This is a genomic window from Tissierella praeacuta DSM 18095 (assembly GCF_900128955.1).
Lineage (GTDB): Bacteria > Bacillota > Clostridia > Tissierellales > Tissierellaceae > Tissierella > Tissierella praeacuta.
Window position 1 is genome coordinate 40,069 of sequence record NZ_FQTY01000007.1, and the last position, 25,837, is coordinate 65,905.

Annotated in this window: 23 protein-coding genes; 6 read left to right on the forward strand and 17 right to left on the reverse strand. The window is 31.2% G+C overall.

Going from position 1 to position 25,837, the window contains the following annotated elements; all coding sequences use genetic code 11:
- Position 1: 1 nt before the first annotated feature.
- The 13 genes from prmC to kal all read right to left on the reverse strand — a co-directional run bounded on the left by prmC (position 2) and on the right by kal (position 12,821).
- Positions 2-838, reverse strand: a complete 837-nt coding sequence (prmC, locus tag BUB33_RS09150; RefSeq protein WP_072975733.1) for a peptide chain release factor N(5)-glutamine methyltransferase — start codon at positions 836-838, stop codon at positions 2-4.
- Entirely contained in the window at positions 832-1,779 is a 948-nt protein-coding gene (locus BUB33_RS09155; protein ID WP_072975735.1) for a DUF1385 domain-containing protein, read from the reverse strand. The genes prmC and BUB33_RS09155 overlap by 7 nt, the downstream gene beginning before the upstream one ends.
- Positions 1,780-2,047: 268 nt before the next feature.
- Positions 2,048-2,248 carry a 50S ribosomal protein L31 gene (gene rpmE / locus BUB33_RS09160; RefSeq protein ID WP_072975737.1) on the reverse strand — a complete coding sequence of 67 codons (201 nt, stop codon included), beginning with the start codon at positions 2,246-2,248 and terminating at the stop codon, positions 2,048-2,050.
- Between the two features lie 95 nt (positions 2,249-2,343).
- On the reverse strand, positions 2,344-3,702 hold the full coding sequence (gene rho, locus BUB33_RS09165) for a transcription termination factor Rho (protein WP_072975739.1): 1,359 nt from the start codon (positions 3,700-3,702) through the stop codon (positions 2,344-2,346).
- Positions 3,703-3,824: 122 nt separating this feature from the next.
- A complete protein-coding gene (glpX, locus tag BUB33_RS09170) occupies positions 3,825-4,793 on the reverse strand; it encodes a class II fructose-bisphosphatase (RefSeq protein WP_072975741.1) in 969 nt (322 codons plus the stop codon).
- Positions 4,794-4,804: 11 nt separating this feature from the next.
- Positions 4,805-5,452: a fructose-6-phosphate aldolase gene (gene fsa / locus BUB33_RS09175; RefSeq protein ID WP_072975743.1), complete on the reverse strand. Its 648-nt coding sequence runs from the start codon at positions 5,450-5,452 to the stop codon at positions 4,805-4,807.
- A 169-nt stretch (positions 5,453-5,621) separates the two neighbouring features.
- On the reverse strand, positions 5,622-6,473 hold the full coding sequence (locus BUB33_RS09180) for a class II fructose-1,6-bisphosphate aldolase (RefSeq protein ID WP_072975745.1): 852 nt from the start codon (positions 6,471-6,473) through the stop codon (positions 5,622-5,624).
- A gap of 163 nt (positions 6,474-6,636) precedes the next feature.
- Positions 6,637-9,150 (reverse strand): FtsX-like permease family protein, encoded by a 2,514-nt coding sequence (locus tag BUB33_RS09185; protein WP_072975747.1) that lies wholly within the window; start codon positions 9,148-9,150, stop codon positions 6,637-6,639.
- Positions 9,143-9,823, reverse strand: a complete 681-nt coding sequence (locus BUB33_RS09190; protein WP_072975750.1) for an ABC transporter ATP-binding protein — start codon at positions 9,821-9,823, stop codon at positions 9,143-9,145. Before BUB33_RS09190 ends, BUB33_RS09185 begins: the two co-directional genes overlap by 8 nt.
- A 157-nt stretch (positions 9,824-9,980) precedes the next feature.
- A complete protein-coding gene (locus BUB33_RS09195) occupies positions 9,981-10,868 on the reverse strand; it encodes a sensor histidine kinase (RefSeq protein WP_072975752.1) in 888 nt (295 codons plus the stop codon).
- The gene (locus BUB33_RS09200; protein ID WP_115322115.1) at positions 10,865-11,533 is read right to left on the reverse strand and encodes a response regulator transcription factor; all 669 of its coding nucleotides are present in this window, start codon (positions 11,531-11,533) and stop codon (positions 10,865-10,867) included. The genes BUB33_RS09195 and BUB33_RS09200 overlap by 4 nt, the downstream gene beginning before the upstream one ends.
- A 72-nt stretch (positions 11,534-11,605) precedes the next feature.
- A complete protein-coding gene (kce, locus tag BUB33_RS09205) occupies positions 11,606-12,424 on the reverse strand; it encodes a 3-keto-5-aminohexanoate cleavage enzyme (protein WP_072975756.1) in 819 nt (272 codons plus the stop codon).
- A 13-nt stretch (positions 12,425-12,437) separates the two neighbouring features.
- Positions 12,438-12,821, reverse strand: coding sequence for a 3-aminobutyryl-CoA ammonia lyase (gene kal, locus BUB33_RS09210; protein ID WP_072975758.1), 384 nt, complete (start codon positions 12,819-12,821; stop codon positions 12,438-12,440).
- Between the two features lie 218 nt (positions 12,822-13,039).
- On the opposite strand from kal, the gene BUB33_RS09215 reads away from it, so the two are divergent.
- Genes BUB33_RS09215 through BUB33_RS09225 form a run of 3 tightly spaced genes read left to right on the forward strand, consistent with a single transcriptional unit; the run spans position 13,040 to position 17,104 of the window.
- The gene (locus BUB33_RS09215; RefSeq protein ID WP_072975768.1) at positions 13,040-13,747 is read left to right on the forward strand and encodes an ABC transporter ATP-binding protein; all 708 of its coding nucleotides are present in this window, start codon (positions 13,040-13,042) and stop codon (positions 13,745-13,747) included.
- A 5-nt stretch (positions 13,748-13,752) separates the two neighbouring features.
- Positions 13,753-15,810, forward strand: a complete 2,058-nt coding sequence (locus BUB33_RS09220; RefSeq protein WP_072975771.1) for a COG1361 S-layer family protein — start codon at positions 13,753-13,755, stop codon at positions 15,808-15,810.
- Positions 15,803-17,104 carry an ABC transporter permease gene (locus tag BUB33_RS09225; RefSeq protein ID WP_072975773.1) on the forward strand — a complete coding sequence of 434 codons (1,302 nt, stop codon included), beginning with the start codon at positions 15,803-15,805 and terminating at the stop codon, positions 17,102-17,104. The genes BUB33_RS09220 and BUB33_RS09225 overlap by 8 nt, the downstream gene beginning before the upstream one ends.
- 44 nt (positions 17,105-17,148) lie before the next feature.
- Here the strand turns inward: BUB33_RS09225 and BUB33_RS09230 are convergent, their stop codons facing one another.
- From BUB33_RS09230 to BUB33_RS09245, 4 genes are all read right to left on the reverse strand, one after another.
- A complete protein-coding gene (locus tag BUB33_RS09230; RefSeq protein WP_084725323.1) occupies positions 17,149-17,475 on the reverse strand; it encodes an FMN-binding protein in 327 nt (108 codons plus the stop codon).
- Between the two features lie 44 nt (positions 17,476-17,519).
- Entirely contained in the window at positions 17,520-19,418 is a 1,899-nt protein-coding gene (locus tag BUB33_RS09235; RefSeq protein ID WP_072975777.1) for an S-layer homology domain-containing protein, read from the reverse strand.
- Between the two features lie 138 nt (positions 19,419-19,556).
- Entirely contained in the window at positions 19,557-21,155 is a 1,599-nt protein-coding gene (locus BUB33_RS09240) for a CTP synthase (protein ID WP_072975779.1), read from the reverse strand.
- Between the two features lie 187 nt (positions 21,156-21,342).
- Complete coding sequence (locus tag BUB33_RS09245; RefSeq protein ID WP_072975781.1) at positions 21,343-21,924, reverse strand: LysM peptidoglycan-binding domain-containing protein; 582 nt, start codon at positions 21,922-21,924, stop codon at positions 21,343-21,345.
- A gap of 173 nt (positions 21,925-22,097) precedes the next feature.
- Between BUB33_RS09245 and BUB33_RS09250 the strand changes: the two genes are divergently transcribed.
- Genes BUB33_RS09250 through BUB33_RS09260 form a run of 3 tightly spaced genes read left to right on the forward strand, consistent with a single transcriptional unit; the run spans position 22,098 to position 25,837 of the window.
- On the forward strand, positions 22,098-23,585 hold the full coding sequence (locus BUB33_RS09250) for a spore germination protein (RefSeq protein WP_084725324.1): 1,488 nt from the start codon (positions 22,098-22,100) through the stop codon (positions 23,583-23,585).
- Positions 23,582-24,739: a Ger(x)C family spore germination protein gene (locus tag BUB33_RS09255; RefSeq protein ID WP_072975785.1), complete on the forward strand. Its 1,158-nt coding sequence runs from the start codon at positions 23,582-23,584 to the stop codon at positions 24,737-24,739. Before BUB33_RS09250 ends, BUB33_RS09255 begins: the two co-directional genes overlap by 4 nt.
- 21 nt (positions 24,740-24,760) lie before the next feature.
- A complete protein-coding gene (locus BUB33_RS09260; RefSeq protein ID WP_072975787.1) occupies positions 24,761-25,837 on the forward strand; it encodes a GerAB/ArcD/ProY family transporter in 1,077 nt (358 codons plus the stop codon).

A 25,837-nucleotide genomic window follows, 5' to 3' on the forward strand; every position in this document is an offset into this window, starting at 1 on the left:
ATTATTTAATGCCTAAAACTACCCTAGTATGCCCTTGTAAGTCCTTTAGAATAGATACCTCTCTAAAGCCTTCATCAATTAAAATATTTCGAACTTCCTCTCCTTGATTATACCCAATCTCATATATTAGGAGTCCATTATCTTTTAAATACTTTCTGCTTTCAGGTGTGATTTTTCTATAAAAGTCTAAACCATCCACACCTCCATCTAAAGCACTCCTTGGCTCAAAATCCTTTACAGTAATGTCAAGGGTTTCGATTTCTTCAGAAGCAATATAAGGGGGATTAGATACTATAATTTGAAATTCCTTTTCTAAGTCAAGTGATTCTATTGCTTCAAATAAATCTCCCTTATAAAAATTAACATTGGATAGTCCAAATTTGCTTTTATTAATATTGGCTATTTTAATAGCAGTATCTGAAATATCTACTCCATATACAAAGACATCTTTACAGTAATTAGCAATACTTAAAGAAATAGATCCACTTCCAATTCCTAAATCTAGAACCTTAATTCTTTTATTCTTATATCTTTTATTTATATAATCTATAATATACTCTACTAAAACTTCAGTATCAGGTCTAGGGATTAAAACTCCTTCTTCTAAATAAAAGTCTAATCCCATAAACTCTCTTTCACCTAGTATATATTGTATAGGATATCCTTCAGTCCTTCTTTCTACTAATTGCAAAAACTTAGATTCTATTTCTTCTGAAACTTCTCGCTCACCGTAGGTGTATATATATGATTTATCTACATCTAATAGTTTACACATTATTAAAATAGAATCCAAAATAGGGGCTTTAGATTTCCTCAGTAAATCATTTATCCCTACCATTTATCCTCATCCTTATTATCTGTTAAAACTGCCTTTAAGGATTCTATAGCCACTTGAATTTGCTCACCATCAGGCTCTTTTACTGTGGCTAACTTTTGAATCATCAATCCTGGATAAGATAAGAAATAAGCTAATCTAGAATTGCTCTTTCCAATAAGTTTATTGATTTCATAAGAAATACCTGCAATTACAGGAAACATTAATATTCTTATAATAAATCTTTGTAATGGATTTGGCCAGCCAAAGAATGATAAAACTAATATACTAATAATCATTACCATAAATAAAAAACTTGTTCCGCATCTTGGATGAAGAATAGGATATTTTTTTACGTTTTCAACTGTAAGTTCTTCTTCATTTTCATAACAATGTATAGTTTTATGCTCTGCTCCATGATATTCAAATACCCTTTTTATATCTTCAAATTTCGATACCCCTATTATATATATTAAAAATATTATTATTCTAACTAAGCCCTCCACAAGATTTAAACCTATAGGACTACTAATTTTGTCTTTGAAAAAATTAGTTAAAATAGTTGGCAATATCATAAACATTCCTATAGCAAGTACAACAGAACTAATAACAGCAAATGCCATTTCTGCTTCCTCTGCCTTATCCTTAAATAGTTTTTCCGTAAGACTTTCTTTTCCCGAGTCCTCTTCATCCTCAAAAAATTCTGCTGAATACATAAGAGCCCTAGTTCCAAACATTAAAGCTTCTATAAGTCCTACTACTCCCCTAAGAAATGGCAACTGAAATATTTTATACTTCATTCCTAAAGTATTCAATCTTTCTTTTTTTATTTCAATTTCTTTATTAGGCTTTCTAACAGCAATAGCTATATCCTTTGGTCCACGCATCATAACTCCTTCAATTAATGCCTGCCCCCCAATACTTGTAATATGCTTTGGTGTTCTATCTAGATTTTTTATTTTCATATCATTTCACCCCCATTTATTAGTCACTTTGACTATTAAAATTCACCTCTACTCCTATTTGTTGCCTTTGACCTACTAAAGCTCACTATCGTTCGCTAAGTTAGGTCATTTCCCGCAGTCTCGAAACTCAAATCTATTTGCTCGCTACGCTCACATAGATTTGGTTCTCGTTGCGTTTGACCTACTAAAGCTCACTATCGTTCGCTAAGTTAGGTCATAAAAAATAAAGGTTAGTTGCCCAAGCATCTAACCTAGTTTTCTGAAGAAATTAGTCCATATTGTATTTCTTCTTGAATTTTTCAACACGTCCACCACGTTCAACAAATTTTTGACGACCTGTAAAGAATGGATGACATTCTGAACAAATTTCAACTCTTAATTCATCTTTAACGGAACCTGTTGTAAAAGTATTTCCACAGGCACAAGTTACGGTAACTTCTTTATAATTTGGATGAATATCCGCCTTCATTCCTTTCACCTCTCTTCAACTGCTAGTATATAGCAAAAAAACATTTTTTCATAATTCAACCATTAAATTATAGCATATAAAATTTTTCTTTTCAACTAAAACCAAATTTTATTTCTCATCTCATCTATAAATTTATCATTATTTTTAGTTCTTACTAGGTTTTCTATTAAATTTTCAGTTACATCCTGTGTAGGTGCATTTCCCATTGCCTTTCTTATGGCCCAAATAGTTTCAAGTTCTTTTTGAGATAAAATCAATTCCTCTCTTCTAGTTCCTGATTTATTTATATCAATTGCTGGGAAAATTCTCTTTTCAGATAATTTTCTATCCAAATGGATTTCCATATTTCCTGTACCTTTAAATTCCTCAAATATAACATCATCCATACGGCTACCAGTTTCAACTAAAGCTGTAGCAAGTATGGTTAATGAACCACCTTCTTCCAAATTTCTTGCAGCTCCAAAAAATCTTTTAGGTTTATGTAAAGCCCCAGGATCTAATCCTCCAGAAAGAGTTCTTCCAGTGGCTGGTATAGTCAGATTATATGCTCTCGCAAGTCTTGTAATACTATCCAATAGAATTACTACATCTTTTCCATGTTCTACCAACCTCTTTGCCCTTTCTAATACAATTTCTGCAACCTTTGTATGATGCTGAGGAAGCTCATCAAAAGTTGAGTAAACCACATCTCCCTTTACAGACCTTTTCATATCTGTTACTTCTTCAGGTCTTTCGTCTATTAATAATACAATAACTTCTACTTCTGGATGATTTTTTTCTATTGCATTGGCTACCATTTTGAGAAGAGATGTCTTTCCAGCCTTTGGTGGAGAAACTATCATACCCCTTTGTCCTTTACCTATAGGTGCAATTAAATCTATCATCCTAGTAGCTAATTCAGAGGCATTAGTTTCAAGTTCTAATCTTTTAGTTGGATATATAGGGGTTAAACTATCGAAATTAGGTCTTTTTGTGCAGGTTTCTGGATGCATTCCATTAACTGATTTGATATAAAGAAGAGCTTTGTATCTTTCTCCAGGATTTGGATCACGAGTCACACCAAAGATTTTATCTCCAGTTCTCAACCTAAACCGTCTAATTTGAGATGGAGAAATATATATATCCTCATCACCAGATAAATAATTATCAGATCTTAAAAAGCCATAACCATCTGTGTGTAGTTCGAGGATCCCTTCGGCACCATTTATTATATCCATATTTTCTAGTTCCTCAGTAACCTTCTCAGGTAAATCCTCTGTTTCAATATCTTTAATATCTATTTTTATTTCATTTTCATCAGATAATCCCTTTTCCTTCTCTTCAGAAGCATAACTTTGAAGTATTATGTCTATTAACTCATCCTTTTTATATTTATAGGGACTAGCTATGCCTTGAGATTTTGCTATTTCCCTTAAATCACCTATCTTTTTATCCGACAGATCATGTTCCGTCAAATATAAACACTCCTTTCATCAATTAACAATTAACGGCTAACAATTAACAATTACAAAGCATTAAATATAATAAGTCTTCCTATCTTAATTGTTAATTGTTCTTAGTTAATTGCTCTTTGTTTCTATTTTGCGTATTCTGGTTTTTTATCTAGTTTGTGAGTGGCTTCTATAAATCTAATAGTTCCTGTTTCTGCCCTTAAAACTAATGTATGAGTTGAAGCAACATTATTTTCTAAATATTTAACCCCTTGAAGCAATTCCCCATGGGATACACCTGTTGCTGCAAAAACAACTTCATCTCCCTTTACAAGATCATCTGTTTTATAGACCTTATTTAAGTCAACTCCCATTTCTATACATCTTCTTTTTTGTTCTTCTGTTACAGGATGTAAAACACCTTGGAATTCACCGCCCATACATTTTAAAGCAGCTGCAGTAAGAACTCCTTCTGGAGCTCCTCCTATACCTACCATCATATCTACTCCCGTATTTTCAAAACAAGTATTTATTGCTGCAATAACATCTCCATCTGTAATCATTCTAATCCTTGCACCGGCTTTTCTTATACTTGCTACCAAATCACTATGTCTTGGTCTATCAAGCATAGTTATTGTAACCTCAGACACATCTTTATCTAAAGCTTTAGCAACTCTAGCTATATTATCTTCTATTGGAGCATTAATGTCTATAACTCCTGCTGCCTTTGGCCCTACAGCTATTTTATTCATATAGGTATCTGGAGCATGGAGCATACAACCCCTAGGAGCTATAGCAACTACAGAAACTGCATCTGGACGCCCATATGCTATAGAGCTTGTTCCATCAAGAGGGTCTACTGCTATATCAACCTTTAAGCTATCCTCGCCTGCAATGCCTATTTGCTCTCCAATATATAGCATAGGAGCTTCATCTATTTCTCCCTCACCAATAACCACAACTCCATCTATATTTACAGTATCAAACATACGTCTCATAGCATCAACAGCAGCTTGATCTGCCGCATTTTTATCTCCTCTGCCTAATAACTTTGCACTAGCTAATGCAGCAGCTTCTGTTACTCTTGCTAAATTTAAAGCCAAATTTCTATCCATTCTAACACTCCCTATTTATTTTGTAAACTATCCCAATCCTTTAAAAATTTATCTATCCCACTATCCGTTAAAGGATGGGTTAACATTTGCACAAAAACCTTATAAGGTATAGTTGAAATATGAGCTCCAGCCTTTGCAGCATCTAATACATGAATAGGATGTCTAATGCTTGCTGCAATTATTTCAGTATTTATATTGTGCATATTAAATACTTCAACTATATCTTCAATAATATAAATTCCTTCGTTTCCAATATCATCAAGTCTCCCAACAAAAGGACTAACATAAGTAGCTCCTGCACGAGCAGCAAGCAAAGCTTGATTAGCTGAGAAAATCAGAGTTACATTGGTCTTTATTCCTTCATTGTATAAAACCTTTACAGCCTTTAATCCTTCCTTAGTCATAGGAATCTTAATAATAATATTGGGATGAATTTTTGCTAATTCTCTAGCTTCTTTTAACATTCCTTCCTTATCTAAAGAAATAACCTCTGCACTAATAGGTCCATCTACAATACCAGCAATCTCCTTGACAACTTCCTTAAACTCCCTACCTTCCTTAGCTATTAAGCTAGGATTAGTAGTGACTCCGCATATAACTCCCCATTCATTAATTTCTTTTATTTCATCTATATTTGCAGTATCTATAAAAAGCTTCATAATATTCCCCCTCTATTCAATTGACAATTGAGAATTGACAATGAAAACCTAAAAAATAAATTCTAAAAATAATCAAATACATTAAAATCATAACTTTTTATATTATATTTCACAATCTTTCAATCCTTTAATCATCAATTGTACATTGCCAATTATCAGTTAATAGAGCCTAAGCTCTATTAACTGAACCAAATATATGCATTTTTTCTTTGATTTTTTCCTTCATTTGATTTTTTGCAGGAGTTAATATCTTTCTTGGATCAATATTATCTGGATTAGATTTAAGGAAATCTTTTACGCCGTTAGCAAAGGCTATTCTAAGATCTGTGTCTATATTTATTTTACAAATTCCTAGTGGAATTGCTTTCTTTAAAGCCTCTTCAGGAACTCCTGAAGAACCATGTAATACTAAAGGAATACCAACTTTATCCCTAATCACTTCTATCCTATGAAAATCAAGCTTTGGCTCTCCTTTATATACTCCGTGAGCAGTACCAACAGCTATTGCTAAAAAATCAACATCCGTTTCATTTACAAATCTTAAAGCTTCATCTGGATCAGTGAAAGTAGCATCTTTCTCATCTACAGTTATATGATCTTCCGTACCACCAATTTTCCCTAACTCAGCTTCAACAGAAACACCTACAGCTTTAGCCACTTCTATTACCTTCTTAGTATATGCAATATTTTCCTCTAATGGGAACCTAGACCCATCAATCATAACAGAAGTAAATCCATGTCTAATACATAACATCACTTGATCAAAATCAGTACCATGGTCTAAATGTAATGCTACTGGCACCTTAGCATTTCTAGCCGCTATTTTTCCTAAACCTGCAATATATTCTATTCCGGCATATTTAATTCCACCTTGACTAGCTTGAAGAATAACAGGAGAATTAGTTTCCTCTGCAGCTTCAATAATTGCCTGTACTATCTCCATATTATTCACATTAAAAGCACCAACAGCATATCCATTTTTTTGAGCATCTAATAATAATTCCCTTCCTGTTACTAGCATTTAATTCCCTCCATTTTTCTTATTATATACTATTATATCAGATTTCAAAACTATTACAGTAATAAATTTAGATAAAAACATTATAATAAGTATCATTTTTGATGTATAATGTCAAATATGATACTTATTTAGGCTTATATATTATATTTATTTTTTAACTGAATCAATCTTCCCTAGTAATTCTTTCCACTATGCTTTCCTTTACCATAGATTTTTTTATAATATATGGTAAAACAATACCTAGAATAACTATTATAGGTAAAGCTATGAAAAGTGGATTTAAAGTAAAGTTATAAGTAGCAAAGAAAGATTTGCTAATTAATTTTTTTATTACAGTAATAGATATAACTATGGAAAGTATTACAGATATAATCATAGTCCCTAAAGAATAATATATTCCTTCTCTTATTAGCATAAAATTTAATTGTTTTTTTGTCATTCCTATACTTTCAAGCAATGCAAATTCTCTTTTTCTTGTTATAACACTTGTTATTATGGAGTTAATAAAATTAACAATTCCAACTAACCCCACAATAAAACTTAAAGACCCTCCAACTAATAAAAACATATTTTTAAAATTGTCAAACTCTCCCTTTTGTTTGTTTCTGGAGTCATAGTCTAAAGTATAATCAACATTATTAGTATAATCCTCTAGAAAACTTTCATAATCAGTGATATTTTCAGTATTCACATCAAATTGATATACCATAGTAAAGGGACTAGCTACCATTTCTTTATAAATATTAGAAGGTAAATATAATAGCTGACCTTTCTTTGAATCTGTAACTATTTTTCCATTAATTGCTGTAACATAACTTTCAAGAAAGTATCTAGAAGAATTAGTATAATCATAGGGTATAATAGCCATGATTTCAAATTCTCTAACTCCATTTTCTGTAGTTAATTTAATTTTATCCCCTATATCATACTTAATTCTATCCCAGACAGGAGCACCATTATCATTGGTATATCCACCATAAATAACATAATCTCCAGTGCTTAATTTTTCCATATCAATTTTGCCCTTGACTAATTTTTGTTTTTCCATTAAATATTCATCTAAGCCAAAAAGTTGAATAGGAGTTTTATCCCCAAGTTCTAAATCCTTTTCTTCAAAAAGTTCTATGGATTCTTCTGGAGTATAATAAATTCTACCTCCATTTATAAAACCATCCCTGCTTTTTATTATATTTATTATATTTTCAGGCAAACTATCTTCTTTTAATCTAAAATCAGACTTAAAATATTTTGCTGACCCTAGTACAAAGTCAGAGTTAATAAATTTACTTAAATACTTATTCATATCAAAACTATTTGTCATTGTATATAAAGAATTGAGAAGTACCAAACTTAAAGACATGGATAGAAGAACAATAATAGTTCTAGTCTTATTTCTAAATAAGTTAGAAACTGCCATTTTACTAATATTAACTCCTACTTCTGATTTTCTTATATGATTGTAATTCACATTATTAGTATCTGTAACCTTTATAGCTTCCACTGGTGAAACTTTTCCTGCGATTTTCCCTGGTTTTCTACAGGAAATAAAAACTGTAATCAAGGAGAATACAATGGAAAACAAGAAAATCCAAGGTGATGAACTCTTCACTACTTGATTTCCGATTGATGTAGTAGAAGCAATTCTAGGAAGAATCAGATTCCCTGCAAGATATCCTAAAATTAAACCTATGGGAATACCAACAACAGATATGAACAAAGCCTGTTTCCTTATAATCTTCATTATTTGTTTTTTAGTTGTACCTACAGTTTTTAATAGTCCATAGAATTTAATATCTGAAACTACAGAAATTTGAAATATATTATATATAATCAAATATCCTGTAAGGATTATAATTAATAGAATCAATACCATACCACCTAAAGTAAGAGAATCAGCATCTTCTAATTTTCCTGACATATATCCCCAGTTAACTCCTATGTCAATCTCTGCCCCATTTTCATCAACTCTATATCCCCTATCCATTTCAACTTGTAGCAAATTCCTTTCCATATTTCTTGAATTGGAAAACATTACATCTAAAGAATAGTTATTCTTTGGCAAATCAAGAGAATCTGCGTATTCCTTTGATGTAAATACCATCCTTGCCATCATGGCTTCATCTACATCATAAAATCCTGATAGTATAAATTCATCTTCTATGGTTTCTAACTCTACTCCATTTTCTTCAATAGTATATTTTAATTTAATTTTTTCTCCTACTCTGTGAGGAATATGAAGTAAATCTAAGACCTTAGTATCAGTAATTATTTCATTTCTTTCTATAGGCAATCCTCCTGTGGTTGGATAGGAGAACCCTCTTTTAATGTAATTATCATCCCCATAAGAAATTTCCACATGTTCTTTAATAAATTCATCATTTACTACAAATCCAATCATTTGTCTTATTCCTGTTTCTCTAATAAGTGGATGAGTCTTTAATTTATCTATATCCTCTGTATTTATACGCTTAAACTCACCATGAAATGTTGTTCCTACCATCCTCATAGTTTCCAATTCCATGGAATTTTTCATACCAAGCCCAATGGTAAAAAGACTTGTAAATAACAAAGTAGTCAGTGCAATTGCAATAAATGCAATAATATTTCTCCTATGATTATTCTTCAAACTAGCCATAGCAATTTTATTGATAACTTTTTTATTATTAACCTTATTCATAAATCTCACCACCAAGAATTCTTCCATCTTCAATTCTAATAATACGGTCTGCCATTTGAGCAATTTCTTCATTGTGAGTAATCATAATAACCGTTTGATTAAATCTTTTGCTTGAAATCTTAATAAGTCCCATTACATCTAAGCTAGTTTTACTATCTAAATTACCTGTTGGCTCATCAGCTAATATAATTGATGGTTTAGTAGCCAATGCCCGACCAATAGCAACTCTTTGCTGCTGACCCCCAGAAAGTTGGTTTGGCATACTATATTTTTTATCTTCAATTCCCAAAGTCTTAAATATTTCCTCTATATATTCTTTATCTATTTCATTCCCATCTAAGGAAATTGGTAGTGTAATATTTTCATATACATTTAGGACTGGTATCAAGTTATATGATTGAAAAATAAAACCAATTTTTCTTCTACGAAATATAGTAAGCTCATCATCCTTTAGTTTAAATATATCCTTATCATCCACTATGACTTCTCCAGATGTTGGTCTATCTAATCCCCCTAACATATGCAATAAAGTAGATTTTCCTGAGCCAGATGTTCCTACAATAGCTACAAATTCTCCCCGTTCAACTTCTAAACTCACTCCATCTAATGCCTTTACTAAATTCTTATCATTGCCATAGTATTTTTTTAAATCCATAGTCTTTAAAATCTTCATATAAATAATCCCCCTTAGTTTCATAACTTAAATCTATTTACTCACTATCATTTCCCTAAGTTAGGTCATAAAAAATAGTCTATAACTTCTAATATAGACTATAACAAACTATTCTTTCCAGATTCTTTCTGGATTCTAACAATTGTGAAAGATTTATTTAATTTTTATCCTTTGGTAAGAATACAGAAAATCTAATTTGTTTAGAGAAAGATTTTACTTGAATATATCCCCCTTGTCTTTCTATTATTTCTCTAGATAAATATAGCCCTATGCCTACACCTTCTTTATGTCTTGCATTTTCACCTCTATAAAATCTTTGGAATATTTTATTAATTTCTTCTTCATTAATCCCAATCCCTTTATTTATAATATCAATCCTAAGAAAAATAGTATATTCTACAATTTTTATGTGGATATTTTCATATTCTAAACCATATTTAATCCCATTGTCCACAATGTTATAAATAGCTTCTTCAGTCCACTTAAAGTCAAAAAATGCAAAATACTCTTCATCTTGTGGAAATTCTATATAAATATTTTTTTCCTCAGCTTTCTTTAAACTAGAACTAATAATGTTTTTAATTAAGTCGTTAATACTATTCAAGCTAGGATTTAACTTTATTATTCCCGTTTCTAACCTAGATGTCTTTATTAAGTTTTCAATTAAAAAACTTAATTTATCTGCTTGAAATATTATTTCATCAATATATTCTATAAATTGATTTTCTTTTAAAAGTTGTGAATACAGCATAATATTTGATATTGGAGTTTTAGATTGATGTGAAATATCAGAAATTAAAATTTCTATATTTTTCTTTTGGTCAATTAAATTTTTTTCCTTTAATTGATAGTCTAATAAATATCTATAAAACTTTGATTCTATTTTTGATAACTTGGATTCATCAAAAACCCTTTCATTAAAATTTCCTTTTATAGCTAAGTCTAACATTTCATTAATTCTAATATTTATAAGGCTTATATTTTTTAATATATATAAAATATAAATTATTAAAACTATAATAACTACAATTAAAAAAATATTCATGAATTAATCACCCAAGTATAGCCTACTCCATAGATGGTTTTAATATATTCATGAGCATCTAATTTATTTCTCAATCTATTTATACTAACAGAAAGAGCATTTTCATCTACATATTCAGCATCATCAGACCAAATTTTATCTATCAACGTATTTCTCGATACTACCTTTCCAATATTTTGTATTAATATATTTAGCAATTTATATTCCGTTTTACTTAAAATAATTTCTCTATTATCCTTTAAAAAAATCATATCATCAAAATTAAATGCATAACCATCTATTTCAAATATATTTACAACTTTTTGAGAAGATCGTCTCAAAAGAGCCAATACCCTAGCCCTTAAAATCATAAGACTAAAAGGCTTAGTAATATAGTCATCGGCACCAAGTTCAAAGCCTGTGACTATGTCAATCTCCATATCCTTGGCAGTTAACATTATTATAGGAACTTGGCTTGTTCTGCGAATTTCTCTGCAAAATTCCATACCATCACCATCGGGTAAATTTAAGTCTAGAATAATTAAGTCTATACTGTTTTCTAAAAACAGCTTTCTACCTTCAGATAAATTAAAACCTTGATAAAAATTATAATCCTCATTTTTTAAAGATAAAGCAATCCCTTTATTTAAAGCTATATCATCTTCTATTATCAAAATATTTTTCAATATTTACACCTACCTAATTTAAAATAACTTCACTTTTTGGTGCCTGGCACCAAAAAGTGAAGTTATTACTATTTATCTCTTTTTAAGTCCTAATATTTCTCTTGCTTCATCTGGAGTAGCTATTTGTCTGCCTAGCTCCTTAGCTATTCTTACTACCTTTTCAACTAATTCACCATTTGACTTAGCTAATACTCCTTTTTCTATATATACATTATCCTCAAAACCTACTCTAACATGTCCCCCCATAGCAATAGCAACAGCTGCTAATGGGAATTCATGTCTGCCTATTCCTGCTACGGTCCAAGTAGAGCCTGCTGGAATACTATCTACCATAAATGATAAATCTCTGACAGTTGCAGCCATTTGTACTCCCAGTACAAAATCAAAATGCATTGGTTCTTTTATAAATCCTTGCTTAGCATATTTGATTGCATAATCAACCATACCCTTATCAAATACCTCTATCTCAGGTTTAACGCCTCTTTCAATCATAAGTCTACCAAAGTTTTTAATAGTGTTTTCAGTGTTTACAAATACTTCGTCTCCGCCAAAGTTACAAGTTCCACAGTCTAAAGTTGCCATCTCTGGTCCTAATTCTGTTGGCTGAAGTCTTTCTTCATCAGTCATACCTACTGCTCCACCTGTAGAAGGTTGAATGATAACATCAGGACATCTCTTGTAGATTTCATCCATACAAGCCTTGAATCTAGCCTTATCTTGAGTTGGAGTGCCATCATCTTCCCTAACATGAAGATGAATTATACTTGCTCCAGCCTTATATGCCGCTTCCGCTTCTCTGCCGATTTCCTCTACTGTATATGGAACTGCTGGATTATTTTCCTTAGTTACTTCTGCACCACAAATTGCTGCAGTAATAATTAATTTTTCCATTAAAACGGCCCCCTTATTTCCTAATTTTGTCCTTTGGTACTACACAAGTCCCCTCTGCTATACATACTACCTCTGGTTCTTCTAATACATCACAAGCTGATGGACTAATATCTGGTCTAGGTATTATAACCTTTCTAGCTTCAAATACCATTTTTCTAGAAGTATTTCCTACGCTAACAATCTCTCCTACTGCTTCAATATAATCCCCTGCATATACTGGAGCTTTAAACTCTACCTTATCATAAGCCACAAATAAGCCTTCATCTCCGTCATGTCTAATAAGTAATTCTGTAGCAACATCCCCAAATAATGCCAACATCCTAGCACCATCTACTAAATTCCCACCATAATGAGCATCTTGAGTACTCATTCTAAGTCTAATCATTGCCTTTTCCATATTGTCCCCTCCATTACTTATATAATTAGATTTATTATATCATATTGATAATATACTAACAAGATATTGAATTCTTACTATTTTCCAAGGAATACCTTATATTGTAATAGAATTACAAAACAGTAAGATATGCCTATAAACTTTAATAATATTGTAACCCTTTAATAAACCTTCTTATGATAAAATATACTCAGATTAATTGCATAGGAGTGAATTTTTTGAAGGAATTAATAGTATTAAGTAATCTAAGAAAGATATACAAAATGGGAGATGAAAAAATAGTTGCCCTTGACAATATAAATTTATCTATTAAAAAAGAGGAGTTCATATGTTTACTTGGTACATCTGGTTCTGGTAAATCTACATTATTAAATATGATGGCTGGTCTAGAAAAACCAACAAAAGGTGAAATTATTATAGGTAATTACCCGATACACAAGATGAGTGAAAAAGATGTAACTAAATTTCGCCAAAAATATGTAGGCTTCGTATTTCAATCATATAATTTAATTCCTACTCTTTCAGCTCTGGAAAATGTATGCTTGGGACTAACCTTCCAAGGAGTACCAAAAGCCCAAAGGGAAAAACAGGCAAAACAAATGTTAATTGATGTTGGGTTAGAGAAAAGATTGCATCATAAGCCCTCTGAAATGAGTGGTGGGCAGCAGCAAAGAGTCAGTATTGCAAGAGCCTTCGTTGGTAGACCTCAAATAGTATTTGCCGATGAGCCAACAGGAAATCTAGATACAAAAACTACTCTAGAAATAATGGATTTAATCACTGGTATGGCATATGATTTTAAACAAACTTTAATCATAGTTACCCATGATATAGAAATCTCAGATTATGCCCATAGAGTTGTCTATCTAAGGGATGGTCATATAGAAAAGATAGTAGAAAATCAAAACATAATAAGGGGGCAGTAATTTAGATGAAAAAATTTTTAAGCGTTTTTTTAGTAGTTCTATTAGTTATACTACAAATGCCAACTAAAGGATTGGCTGATAAAGATAATAATGATAAACCAAATCTTACAATTACATCTTCAAATGTATATTTAGCAGAAGCTGGGGAAAGAGTTTCTATATCAATTAAGTTAAAAAACACAAGTGATTATTATGCAGAAAACATCTCAGCAACACTTAGCAGTAAATCATCGGATGTTTATGTTGATGGTAGTGCATATGATGATATACCTAAAATTAAAGAGGGTAAAACCAATTCCCTATCATTTAAAGTAAGGGTAGATGAAAAAGCCGATGAAGGAAATCATGAATTGTCATTAAATATAGTTTACTATAATGAATATGGAGAAAAGATGGAACCAATATCCCATACCATTAATGTAAGGGTAACTAATAAAGCCATAGCACCATTATTAATAGTAGACAAGGTTAATGTAATTCCAAATACGGAAGTTAATGCTGGTGAGACTATAGCCGTAGGTTTTGATATTGAAAATATAGGAAGCGGTCTTGCTAAGGATATAAAAGTAACCTTAGACGGTCTGTCAAATGAAAATTTCGTTTTAGCAAATGGGGTAAATTATAAAGTGATTCCCTCTTTAGATTCAGATAAAAAATACTATTTATACTTCGAATTAAAATCTCTAAAAACTTTAAAACCAGGGAATTATAAAATAGATTTAAGTCTATCCTATAAAGATATAAAAAACCAAGTTATAAAGGACGAAAGTAATTTCTTTATAACTATTGCATCAAATAATAATCGCTCGTCTAATTTAATAATTGAAAATTTAGTATATCCTACAGGCACACTTTTTCAAAATAAAGAATTAGACATTAAATTCAACATTAGAAATCAAGGACAAGTAGCTGCAGAAGAAATCATAATTGAAGCAAAGAGTACAGATCAAACTGGATTAGTTCCAAAATCAGTAAGCATAGTAAAATTAGACTCTTTAGAACCAGATGCTATACAAGAATTAAATTTCAAATTTTTTACTACAAAGGCTGCTGAAACTAAAAACTATCCTATTGAAATTACAGTAAAATATATTGATGAGTTGGGAAAAGAAGACACTGTTAACCAACTCATAGGTATATTCGTAGAAGCACCTGATAAAGATGCAGCTGCCAAAGGAAAACCAAAATTAATAATAGACAAATATAGCTTTGAACCACAATTAGTTAAAGCTGGAGAAAATTTTGATATGACTCTTTCCTTCTACAATACCTCCAGTAAAAAAACCGTTAAAAACATAAAAATATTTTTAACAGCAGAGCCTGGAGGTTCAAAAACTGAAAACAATAGCGGCGGCGGTAGCTCCGCATTTACTCCAGTTGATAGTTCCAATACCTTTTATATTGACTCAATTAAACCTAAGGGCAAAGTAGAAAAGAAAATAACCATGTTTACTATCCCAGATGCCATTGCAAAAACCCATACTATAACAGCAAATTTCGAATATGAAGATAGTGAAGGTACTGAATTAAAAGATGTAGAATTAATTGGAGTTCCTGTAGTTCAACAATCAAGACTTGAAACTGCAGAATTACAGGTGTATCCTGAGGCATTTGTAGGTCAACAATCACCAGTATCTATAGAGTTCTACAATACTGGTAAGGTTACCCTATACAATATGATGGTTAAATTAGAAGGAGATTTTCAAACAGAAAATGGAAGCTATTATATTGGTAATTTCGACACTGGTAATAGTGAGTCCTTTGAAGGAATGGTAATACCTTCACAACCAGGAGAATTAAAAGGAGCAGTGCTATTTACCTATGAAGACTCCACAGGTCAAAAACAAGAGCTAAGAAAAGAATTCTCATTAAATGTAGCAGAGATGCCTCCTATGGAAGAAAATCCAGATGATATGCCTCCTATGGAAGAAAACCGTGGATTTAAGAAAATTTTAAAGTCCAAATGGTTGTGGATTACTTTAATACTTCTAGGAGCAGGTACAGGTGGCTTTTTCTTCTACAAAAAAAAGAAAAAAGAAAAGGAAATGTCCTTAGATGAGTAATATAGATTTATTTAGAATGGGAATTAAAAATCTGTGGAGAAGAAAGCTAAGAACCTTTCTTACAGTTCTTGGAGTAATCATAGGTGCCAGTTCTATTATAGTAATGCTAAGTCTTGGATTTGGAATGAGCAAATCCTTTGAAGAACAAGTATCACAATGGGGCAGTCTGACTACTATAACAGTTCGTAAAGGCTGGGGAGAGCCACAACGTGGAAAAAAAGAAGTTGCATTAGATGATAAAGCTGTTGCTTCTTTTAAAGCATTAAAAAATGTTGTAGCAGTAAGCCCTACAATCCAAACCCATGGTACTATAATTAATGGTAAATATATATCTCAAATACCTATTAGGGGAATTGATTCTGAAACTATGGAGGCATTTGGATATGAAGTATCAGAAGGCAGGTTATTAAATAAATCTGACGAACTTTCTGTAGTATTTGGCAGTGATGTACAAAATAGTTTCCGAGACCCAAAGGCTAGGATGTACAGAGAGCCTAAAATAAATCTTATGAAAGACAAGATGACTTTAACTCTTAATCCAGACTATGGTTGGTCACAGCCTGGAGGAAAAAAGGTAAACTATAAGGAGTATAAAATAAAAGCTGTAGGTATTTTAACCCCTGGAGATTGGGAAACCAATTATGGTATTTTCATGCCCCTTAAAGAAGTTCAAAAACTTATTAAAGAAAAAGAAAAAACTGAAGGAACAAAACCACAAATAGGTAGATCTAAAACAAAAGGTTATGACCAAGTAAATGTTAAAGTAAATGATATGAAAAATGTTCAAGAAGTACAAAAAACAATAAAAGATATGGGACATGAGGCTTACAGTTTAAATGATGAACTAGAGTCTATGAAGAAACAAGCTGCTGTAATCCAAGCAGTACTAGGGGGCATTGGTGCAGTATCCCTTTTGGTAGCAGCAATAGGTATAACCAACACTATGGTCATGAGTATATATGAAAGAACTAAAGAAATTGGTGTCATGAAGGTTATAGGTGCATCACTTAAAGATATAAAAAGACTTTTCCTATTTGAGTCAGCACTTATTGGACTTACGGGAGGAATTTTTGGTGCAGCCTTTGCTTATTTAATATCTTTCTTTGTAAATAAATTTAGTCCTCAATTTGGTCAGGCAATAGGTGCCTATGGTGCTACTAAAATATCCATAATACCAATATGGTTAGCCATTGCAGCCATGGGTTTCTCAGCCTGTATAGGTATTGTATCAGGATATTTTCCAGCTAGGCGAGCAATGAACTTATCCGCATTGGAAGCCATAAAAACAGAATAAAAATAAAAGGTGATTTCAAATATGAAATCACCTTTTTTATTATATTATTTTGCTCCCTCAAGTGCAACATTTACAGCTTCTATAATACCATTACTTGTATTAGTAGCACCTGCTACTATATCAACTTCTGTTGAATTTTTCTCTTCAATACTTGTAGTTACTTGCTCTATAGCAGGCTCACAAATTCCTTCAGTTTCTTCATGAGACAATACCTCTACAGCTGAAATCTTGCCATCCTTTACTTCTACAGAAACCTCAATATCTCCATTCATACCCTTACCAGTTCCCTTATATGTACCATCCTTATATCCTGGAGTTTTTTCACCACATCCAACTAAAGTAACAGTCATAACTAGAACTAAAATATCCATTAGTTTGATTTTACACACTAATGAACTGTTTTTAGCAATTAATATTATTTTAATAAAATAATTGTCTTTGCAATAAAAGTAGAACCATCATAACTTCCAATTATATTTATAATGTCTCCTTTATAAAGGTGACCAAAGTCTAACTTATTTCCTCTTTCATCTAACACAACAACATCTTCTGCATATACTGTTATTTCTTCTCCAAATTTTGAACTGTCTAGACTAAAGTCTGTTATCTCCAAATCTAAGTTTTTCTTTCTTGAATTAATGCCCAATACTCTTCCTACCATAGTAGCCGATACTCCCACAGAGTCTGCTTCTATTTCAATTATTTCATCACCTTCTACAACTATCTCTACATAAAAACCTGCTTTTAAATCATAGGAAGTTGCAATTGACCTATCTACTTTTATATATGAAACCTTTCCTAAAGAATACTTCTCTTCTTTCTTGGTTTTTTGGTTCATTATAGTTATTTTTGTAGGTTCCTGAAGCTTTGTTTCCAATCCCAATATAATACCCTTAATATTTCTCTTATCAACTGTAGCATCTATTTCCTTAGCTATATCATACTCTGCTGTAATATAAACTTCATCTTTTATCTTTAAATCTTCTGGATCTGCAGATTTTCTGTTTCTAGTTATATCAGTTTTTCTATTGATCAAGAATTTATGTGATCTATCCTTTGAATCCAATATGGTGATATGATATTCATCATCACTGCCTTTTACAGGAGTTATGTCCTTTATAGTACCTTCTATCTCCATATCCTTACTCTTAGAATCAATATTATATATTGTCCCTTTCTTAATCTTTACATCTACCAAATCTTTTTCCTTTAGATTATTTAGATATACTGATTTTCCATTTAGATATATATCTGCATTTTTATCTATGTCAAAATCCTTATACAAAGTCTTTTTTCCTTCTGTATATTCTATTGTCATCTTATAGGTAAGGGTATTTATATATTTAATCTTACCAGATATATATTCATCTGGCGATATGGCCTTAATTGATATAAGTTCCTTAGTATCCTTCTTTAACTTTAATTCTACTTCTTGTCCTTGTACTAAATCTGAATAATTAGTTTGTCTACCATCTATATTGATAGTAGTATTGTTAACTACTTCATAGGTATATTCACTTCCACGAGAATTTTCTATTGTTAGCAGTCTCCTGTTTGATTCTTTAGATATTTTAACAATCTTGCCATTGACCACATCTATTTCAGTCTTGGTATCTTCCTTACCTACGGAATTCTTTTTCATAAACTCATCAGCTGTTGACATCATTTTAGCCATTACAGCCCTAGTCAATGAAGAATTTGGTCTAAACATTCCATCTCCAGTACCCTTAGAATCCAAAACTCCTGCATCAATTAAAACGGATACATATTTAGTTTGCATAGCAGACATACTCATTACATCTTTATAGGTTAATGATACTATTTGTTTATTCTTTGCAGTATCTTCTAGCCCCATTGCTTTAACCAAGTATGTACAAGTATCAATCTTGCTAATGGTCTTTTTTATTTTTCCTTTTTTATTAATATCCCTTAACTGTGATTCTGAAATTATACCTTTATAAAGACAAATAGCTAGTCCTTCCTTAGCCCATTCATCTATCTTAAGTTCTGTTAATAAAGAATTATAGGCATATAAAGCATTTGTTCTTTCTGTTGCTGTAGGATTAGTTAATCTACCCAATAAACTCATAGCTGCATCAAAGTTAAGAATTCCATCTGGTGCAAATTTGCTTCCATCACCAACTCCCTTTATATATCCTCTACTTGCCATATCTTCAATATAGGTATAACCCCAATAAGTCGTAGGCACATCCTTAAATCTAGGAGCAGCACCATAACTTGGTATAGATGATAGTAATATTGCCGAAGCTAGAACTGTAGTAACCCCTTTTTTCACACTCTTACAATTTTTCATATATACCCCCCTTTTCAATTGCCAATTAACAGTAGCAATTAACAATGTTTCAATAATGCCCAATTGATTAACATCTGAAAACCATTAAAACTATTTAATATATTAACATTATAATTGTTCTTTGTTAATTGTTCATTATTAATTGTCTATCGTTGCCTTAATAAACTCTCTAAACAATGGATGAGCTTTTGTTGGTCTAGATTTTAATTCTGGATGATACTGAACTGCTATAAACCAAGGATGATCTTTTAATTCAATCATCTCAACCAATCTTTCATCAGGAGATACACCAGATATAATAAGTCCTTCTTCTTCCAGCTTATCTCTATACTCATTATTAAACTCATACCTATGTCTATGTCTTTCGTATATAATTTCATCATTATATATTTCCAAAGCCTTGGTGCCTTCTTTTATTTTACAAGGATATAACCCTAGTCTCATAGTACCTCCAAGGGCATCTATATCCTTTTGTTCTGGCATTAAGTCTATTACAGGATAGGGAGTTTCTGGATTTAATTCAGAACTATGGGCATCTTTTAACTTTGCTACATTTCTAGCAAACTCTACGACTGCCAATTGCATACCTAAACATATGCCTAAATAAGGAATTTTGTTTTCTCTAGCATATTTAATAGCAACTATCTTGCCTTCTACTCCTCTATCTCCAAATCCTCCTGGTACCAAAATACCATCTACATCGGATAAAAGTTCCTCATAATTATCTTCATTTATTTCCTCTGCATGAATCCACTTAATCTCTACTTCCACATTGTTAGCTATGGCACCATGGTTTAAGGATTCTGATACAGAAATATATGCATCTTTTAACTCAACATATTTTCCTACTAAAGCAATTTTCACCTTTCCTTGTGGATTATTTACCCTTTCAACAATTTCATTCCACTCAGACAAATCAAGTTCTTTACATTTTAGATTAAGATGATCTATGACTAACTGGGGAAGTCCTTCTCTTTCTAACATTAGCGGTATCTCATAAATAGTAGAAGCATCTATATTCTCAATAACTTCTGATGGATCTAAATCACAAAATAATGCAATTTTTTCCTTAACATCCTCTGCAATAGGAACTTCAGTCCTGCAAATAAGTACATCTGGTTGTATCCCTAGACCTCTAAGTTCCTTAACACTATGTTGTGTAGGCTTAGTCTTTAACTCTCCTGCCTTAGATAAAAACGGCACTAAAGTTACATGAATATACATTACATTTTCTCTTCCCACATCATATTTTATCTGTCTAATAGCTTCTAAAAAAGGTAAAGACTCAATATCTCCTACAGTCCCACCTATTTCAGTGATTACAACATCCACATCTCTTTCCTTAGAAGCTCTTATAATTCTTTCTTTAATTTCATTAGTTATATGGGGAATTACCTGAACAGTCCTTCCATTATACTCCCCTTTTCTTTCCTTATTAAGTACTGACCAATAAATCTTTCCAGAAGTAACAGAACTATATTTACTTAAATTTACATCAATAAATCTCTCATAATGACCTAAATCTAAATCTGTTTCCGCACCATCATCTGTAACAAACACTTCACCATGTTGATAAGGACTCATAGTTCCTGGGTCAACATTTATATATGGATCAAATTTTTGAATAGTAACCTTAAGTCCTCTGCTCTTTAAAAGCTGCCCTAAACTAGCTGCTGTAATACCTTTACCTAAGGATGAAACTACTCCACCTGTAACAAATATATACTTAGTGGACACTTTAACAAAACCTCCTCGAAATTACGTCTTTCAATTATATTCTATCCTATTAGTTTATCTTATATAAAAAAATATGTCAATTATTTAGATGATTTTAAAGAAAGAATAAAATAGTAAAGGGATATCCCCAAACCTATGGTTTTACGGATATCCCAATATTAAATCTATTAAATAATAGTCAATTATTTTATTGTGGTATGCAAATCCTTTGACCTATTTGCAGACTATTTGGATTTACATTTGGATTAGCACGCCTAATTGCATCTACTGTAGTATTAAATCTTTGTGCTAGAGTAAAGAAGGTATCCCCTGCCTTGACTGTATAATCAAATGTTCCTGGAGGACAAGTTGTAATTGGAGTACAGTTTACACCAAGTGCAGTCCAGGTCATTCTTCCTACTATTCCATCAGGAACAAGGTTTCTGCTTCTTTGGAATGCTATAACAGCTGATTGTGTCCTAGTTCCAAAAATACCATCAATAGGACCTGGATCAAATCCTGCATTTCTTAAAAGCTGTTGAAGTTCTGCTACTGAAGCGCCTCTACTTCCAATGTTTAATGTAGGACAACTAGAAATTGGTGGTTGGGGAGCAGTTGTTGGTACACAAATTACTTGACCAATAAATAATCGATTTGGATCTACCCCAGGATTAGCAGCTATTAAAGCATCAAGAGATATTCCAAAAGTCCTAGCTATTGTAAAAAACGTATCTCCCGCTCTAACTGTATATGCAAAAGAGCCAATAGGGCATGTTTGATTAATTTCCATAGTTTAACCTCCTCTTATTTGAATTATAACTCAATACATTATATTCAATTTACTATAGCAGGTTACAATTTCTTTGCCACTTATTTTTAATATATATCAAAATAACTAGCATAGTTAACAGTATCTTTGGTAAGAATAAGATTAATATTTTTATTGATAAGGATGTAATAAATATGGATAAACTTGAAAATTATAATTTATATTCTTCTATAGACAAAAATATAGAATTAATGAAAACAATATTTAAAAATGATGACACTATTAAATTTAGAACATTTGAAAATCAAAATAATCCAAAGATTCGATGCTCTATTATTTTTATTGATGGGATGGTAGATAACCGTATTATTAATGAAAATATAATCAAACCTATTGTTACAAATAGTATGGATTCTTTAAATGAAATCAATATTAATTATTTTAAAGACCAAACCATCATTTCATCTGAATGTGAAAAAACTAGGGATGTCTTAAATATGGTTTCTTCTGTTATAGATGGTAATACAGTTTTATTTTTAGAAGGATCCACAGAAGCCCTTATAATTGAAAGTAAAGGATGGAAATCTAGAAGTATTGAAGAGCCTGATGTAGAAAGAGCTATTAGGGGACCTAGAGAAGGTTTCACAGAATCTTTAATGATTAATTTATCTTTAATTAGAAGAAAGGTAAAAACAAATAACTTAAAATTTAAGTTTACCACCGTTGGAGAAATAACATATACAAAACTCTGTATATGTTATATTGAAGGTTTAGCAAGGCAAGATATATTAGACAATTTATACGAAAGACTTAATTCAATTAAAATAGATGGGATTCTAGATTCAAAATACATTCAGGAATACATTAATAAAGAACCTCATTCCATATTTGAAACCACATATAACACGGAAAAACCTGATGTAGCCGTGGCAAAACTTTTAGAAGGAAGAATAATAATTGTTGTTGATGGTACTCCAGTAGTTATATCTTTGCCTTATCTTTTTATAGAAACCTTTCAATCAAGCGATGATTATTATACAAACTATTATTATGCCTCCTTAAACAGAATGCTTCGAATAGTAGGGTTTTTCTTGACTATAAGCACTCCTGCTATATATTTATCTTTAGTTACTTATCATCAAGAAATGATACCAACTCCTCTTATTATGAGTATTTATGCTTCTAGATTAAGCGTACCACTGCCTACTGTTTTTGAACTTATTGGATTGTTAATAGTTTTTGAAATACTTCGTGAAGCAGGAACTCGTATGCCTTCTTACATTGGGCAAGCCCTAAGTATTGTAGGAGCATTGGTTCTTGGCTCTGCAGCTGTAGAAGCAAAGTTTGTCAGTGCTCCTATTGTTATTGTTGTTGGTATGTCAGGTATTACCAGTCTTATAACCCCTACTCTTGGTGGTGCCACAGTTATTATCAAATTAGCTTTAATTGTACTTTCTTCTATACTTGGGCTATATGGGTATGTAATGGGAATGTCATTCCTACTTCTCCATTTATTAGAACTTAAATCCTTTGGAGTACCATATATGACAAACTTAACCACATTTACTACTCAAGATTTAAAAGACACTGTTATTAGAGCACCTAGACAGTATATGAAGTATAGGCCTAAATATTTGGCAAATAAAGATCCTATTCGAACATCTGGAGGAAAGAGAAAATGAATAAACCTTTCATCTTTATATCTATTTTAATTTTAATGGCAATTTTACTTACTGGATGCTGGAATTATAGGGAAATTGATAAACTAGCCCTTGTTTCAGGACTTGCCGTAGATAAAAATGGTTTAAATAAAGGATATGAAGTAACAGCAGAAATAGTAAGCATATCTACATCCTCTACTAAGGAGCCAAACTTCCATTCAACAAAAATACAATCAAAGGGAGAAAGTATTTTCGATTGTATGAGAAATATGATTAATGTTTCAGCTAAACAATTATTTTGGAGTCACGCTGCTATACTTATAGTAAGTGAGGATGTAGCAAAAGAAAGTATTTTACCTGTATTAGATTGGATAACGAGAGATTCTGAACCCAGACTTACTCTATATGTCTTAGTTTCAAAAGAAAAAACTGCAAAGGAGATATTGAATTCTAAAAGCTTATCTACTGAAATACGTTCCTTTGAAATAGAAGATATGATTATCTCAAATAAAAGATTATCAAAAGTCCCTAATATCCAAGTATATCAGTTGCTTAATGATGTTTCAACGGCTGGAATTTATCCAGTCTTACCTACTGCTGAACTTGTGTATAATGGAAATAAAGAAACAATGGCCTTATCTGGAGGAGCCATTCTCAATAATGATAAGCTTGTAGATTATATGGATTTTGAAGATGTTAACAATTATCTTTTTATAAGAGATCAAATTAAGGGTGGTATTATTAATACTACCTTAATTAATAATGGTTCTATAGATAATATAGCTTTAGAAATCTTTAAAAATAAAACTAAGATTAATCCTATTATTTCAAATGAAGAAATTAGTATGAATATTAAAATTACAACAGAGGTATCTATTGCTGAATCTTCTGCTTCTATAAATGCCCTAAATAAAATGGATATTGAAAAACTAGAAATAGTTGCTGAAAAAACATTAAAGGATAATATTTTAAAAACAATAGCTAGAGCTCAAAATGACTTTGAACTAGATATCTTTGGATTTGGAAATCTAGTAAAAGAAAAAATGCCCCATGTTTGGAAGGATATTGAGAATAACTGGGATGAAATATTTAAGGGTTTAAAAATAAACTTAGATGTAGATATTAATGTTAGAGGTAGCGGTCATTTATTAAGAAGTGTCAAATCCAACAATTAATTAGGAAGGTAGGAAAAATTAATGAAAATAGAAAATGTATCAAATTCTCAATTTAAATCATTAATTATTATGTTTATTCTTGGAACATCTCTACTTATAAGTGGTGATTCTAAAGCTATGGAAGATACTTGGATTTCTATTTTAATGGCTATATTAATTGCTATTCCCTTAATATTTATTTATTGTAAATTAATTCTTCTTTTCCCTGGTGATACATTATTCGATATATTGATAAAAGTCTATGGAAAATTTCTAGGAAAACTTTTTACAATCTTTTATACCTTTTATTTTTTTCATCTTGGTGCCATAGATATAAGAAATACCACTGAATATATTCAAGTAGTTTCTTTTCCAGAAACTCCTCAATATGTAAGTGCTATTTTCATTGGAATTCTTTCCATTTATGCCATTAATCTTGGATTTTCCATATTAAGTACATGGACAAAATTAACTCTACCCATTATTATGCTTATGGTTTTTACAACTTTTATATTGGCTATACCTAAATTCAATATCTCCTATATTAAACCCGTACTATATAATGGCTGGAAACCAGTAATAAGTGGTGCTTATTCTCTACTTATCTTTCCACTAGCAGAAACTGTTGTCTTTATGGTTTTTTTTGCATATCTAAATAATAAAAAGGATACTACTAAAGTTTATATTAGCAGTATCCTTATAGGTGGTTTTTTACTTTTAATAGTTGCTATTAGAAATATTCTATTACTTGGATTCCCCGATCTTTCTAAAATATATTTTCCTTCTCATTACGCTACTTCACTAATAAATATAAATGGTTTTGTTCAAAGAATAGAAATCCTCATATCAATAAATTTAATATTAGCTAGCTTTACAAAAATAGCTGTTTGTTTATATGGGGCTTCCATTGGAGTATTTAAAGTTTTCAATTCCAAAAATTTTAAAAAAACTTCTATAGTACTTTGTATTTTAATGATTATTTTATCCGTGTCTATATTTAAAAGCACTATGGAAATGTTTGAATTTATTAATATATATAGATATTATGTTATACCATTTCAATTTGCAATTCCTATATTAACTCTTATATTAGCTAAGATAAGGAAGAAAAACATTTAA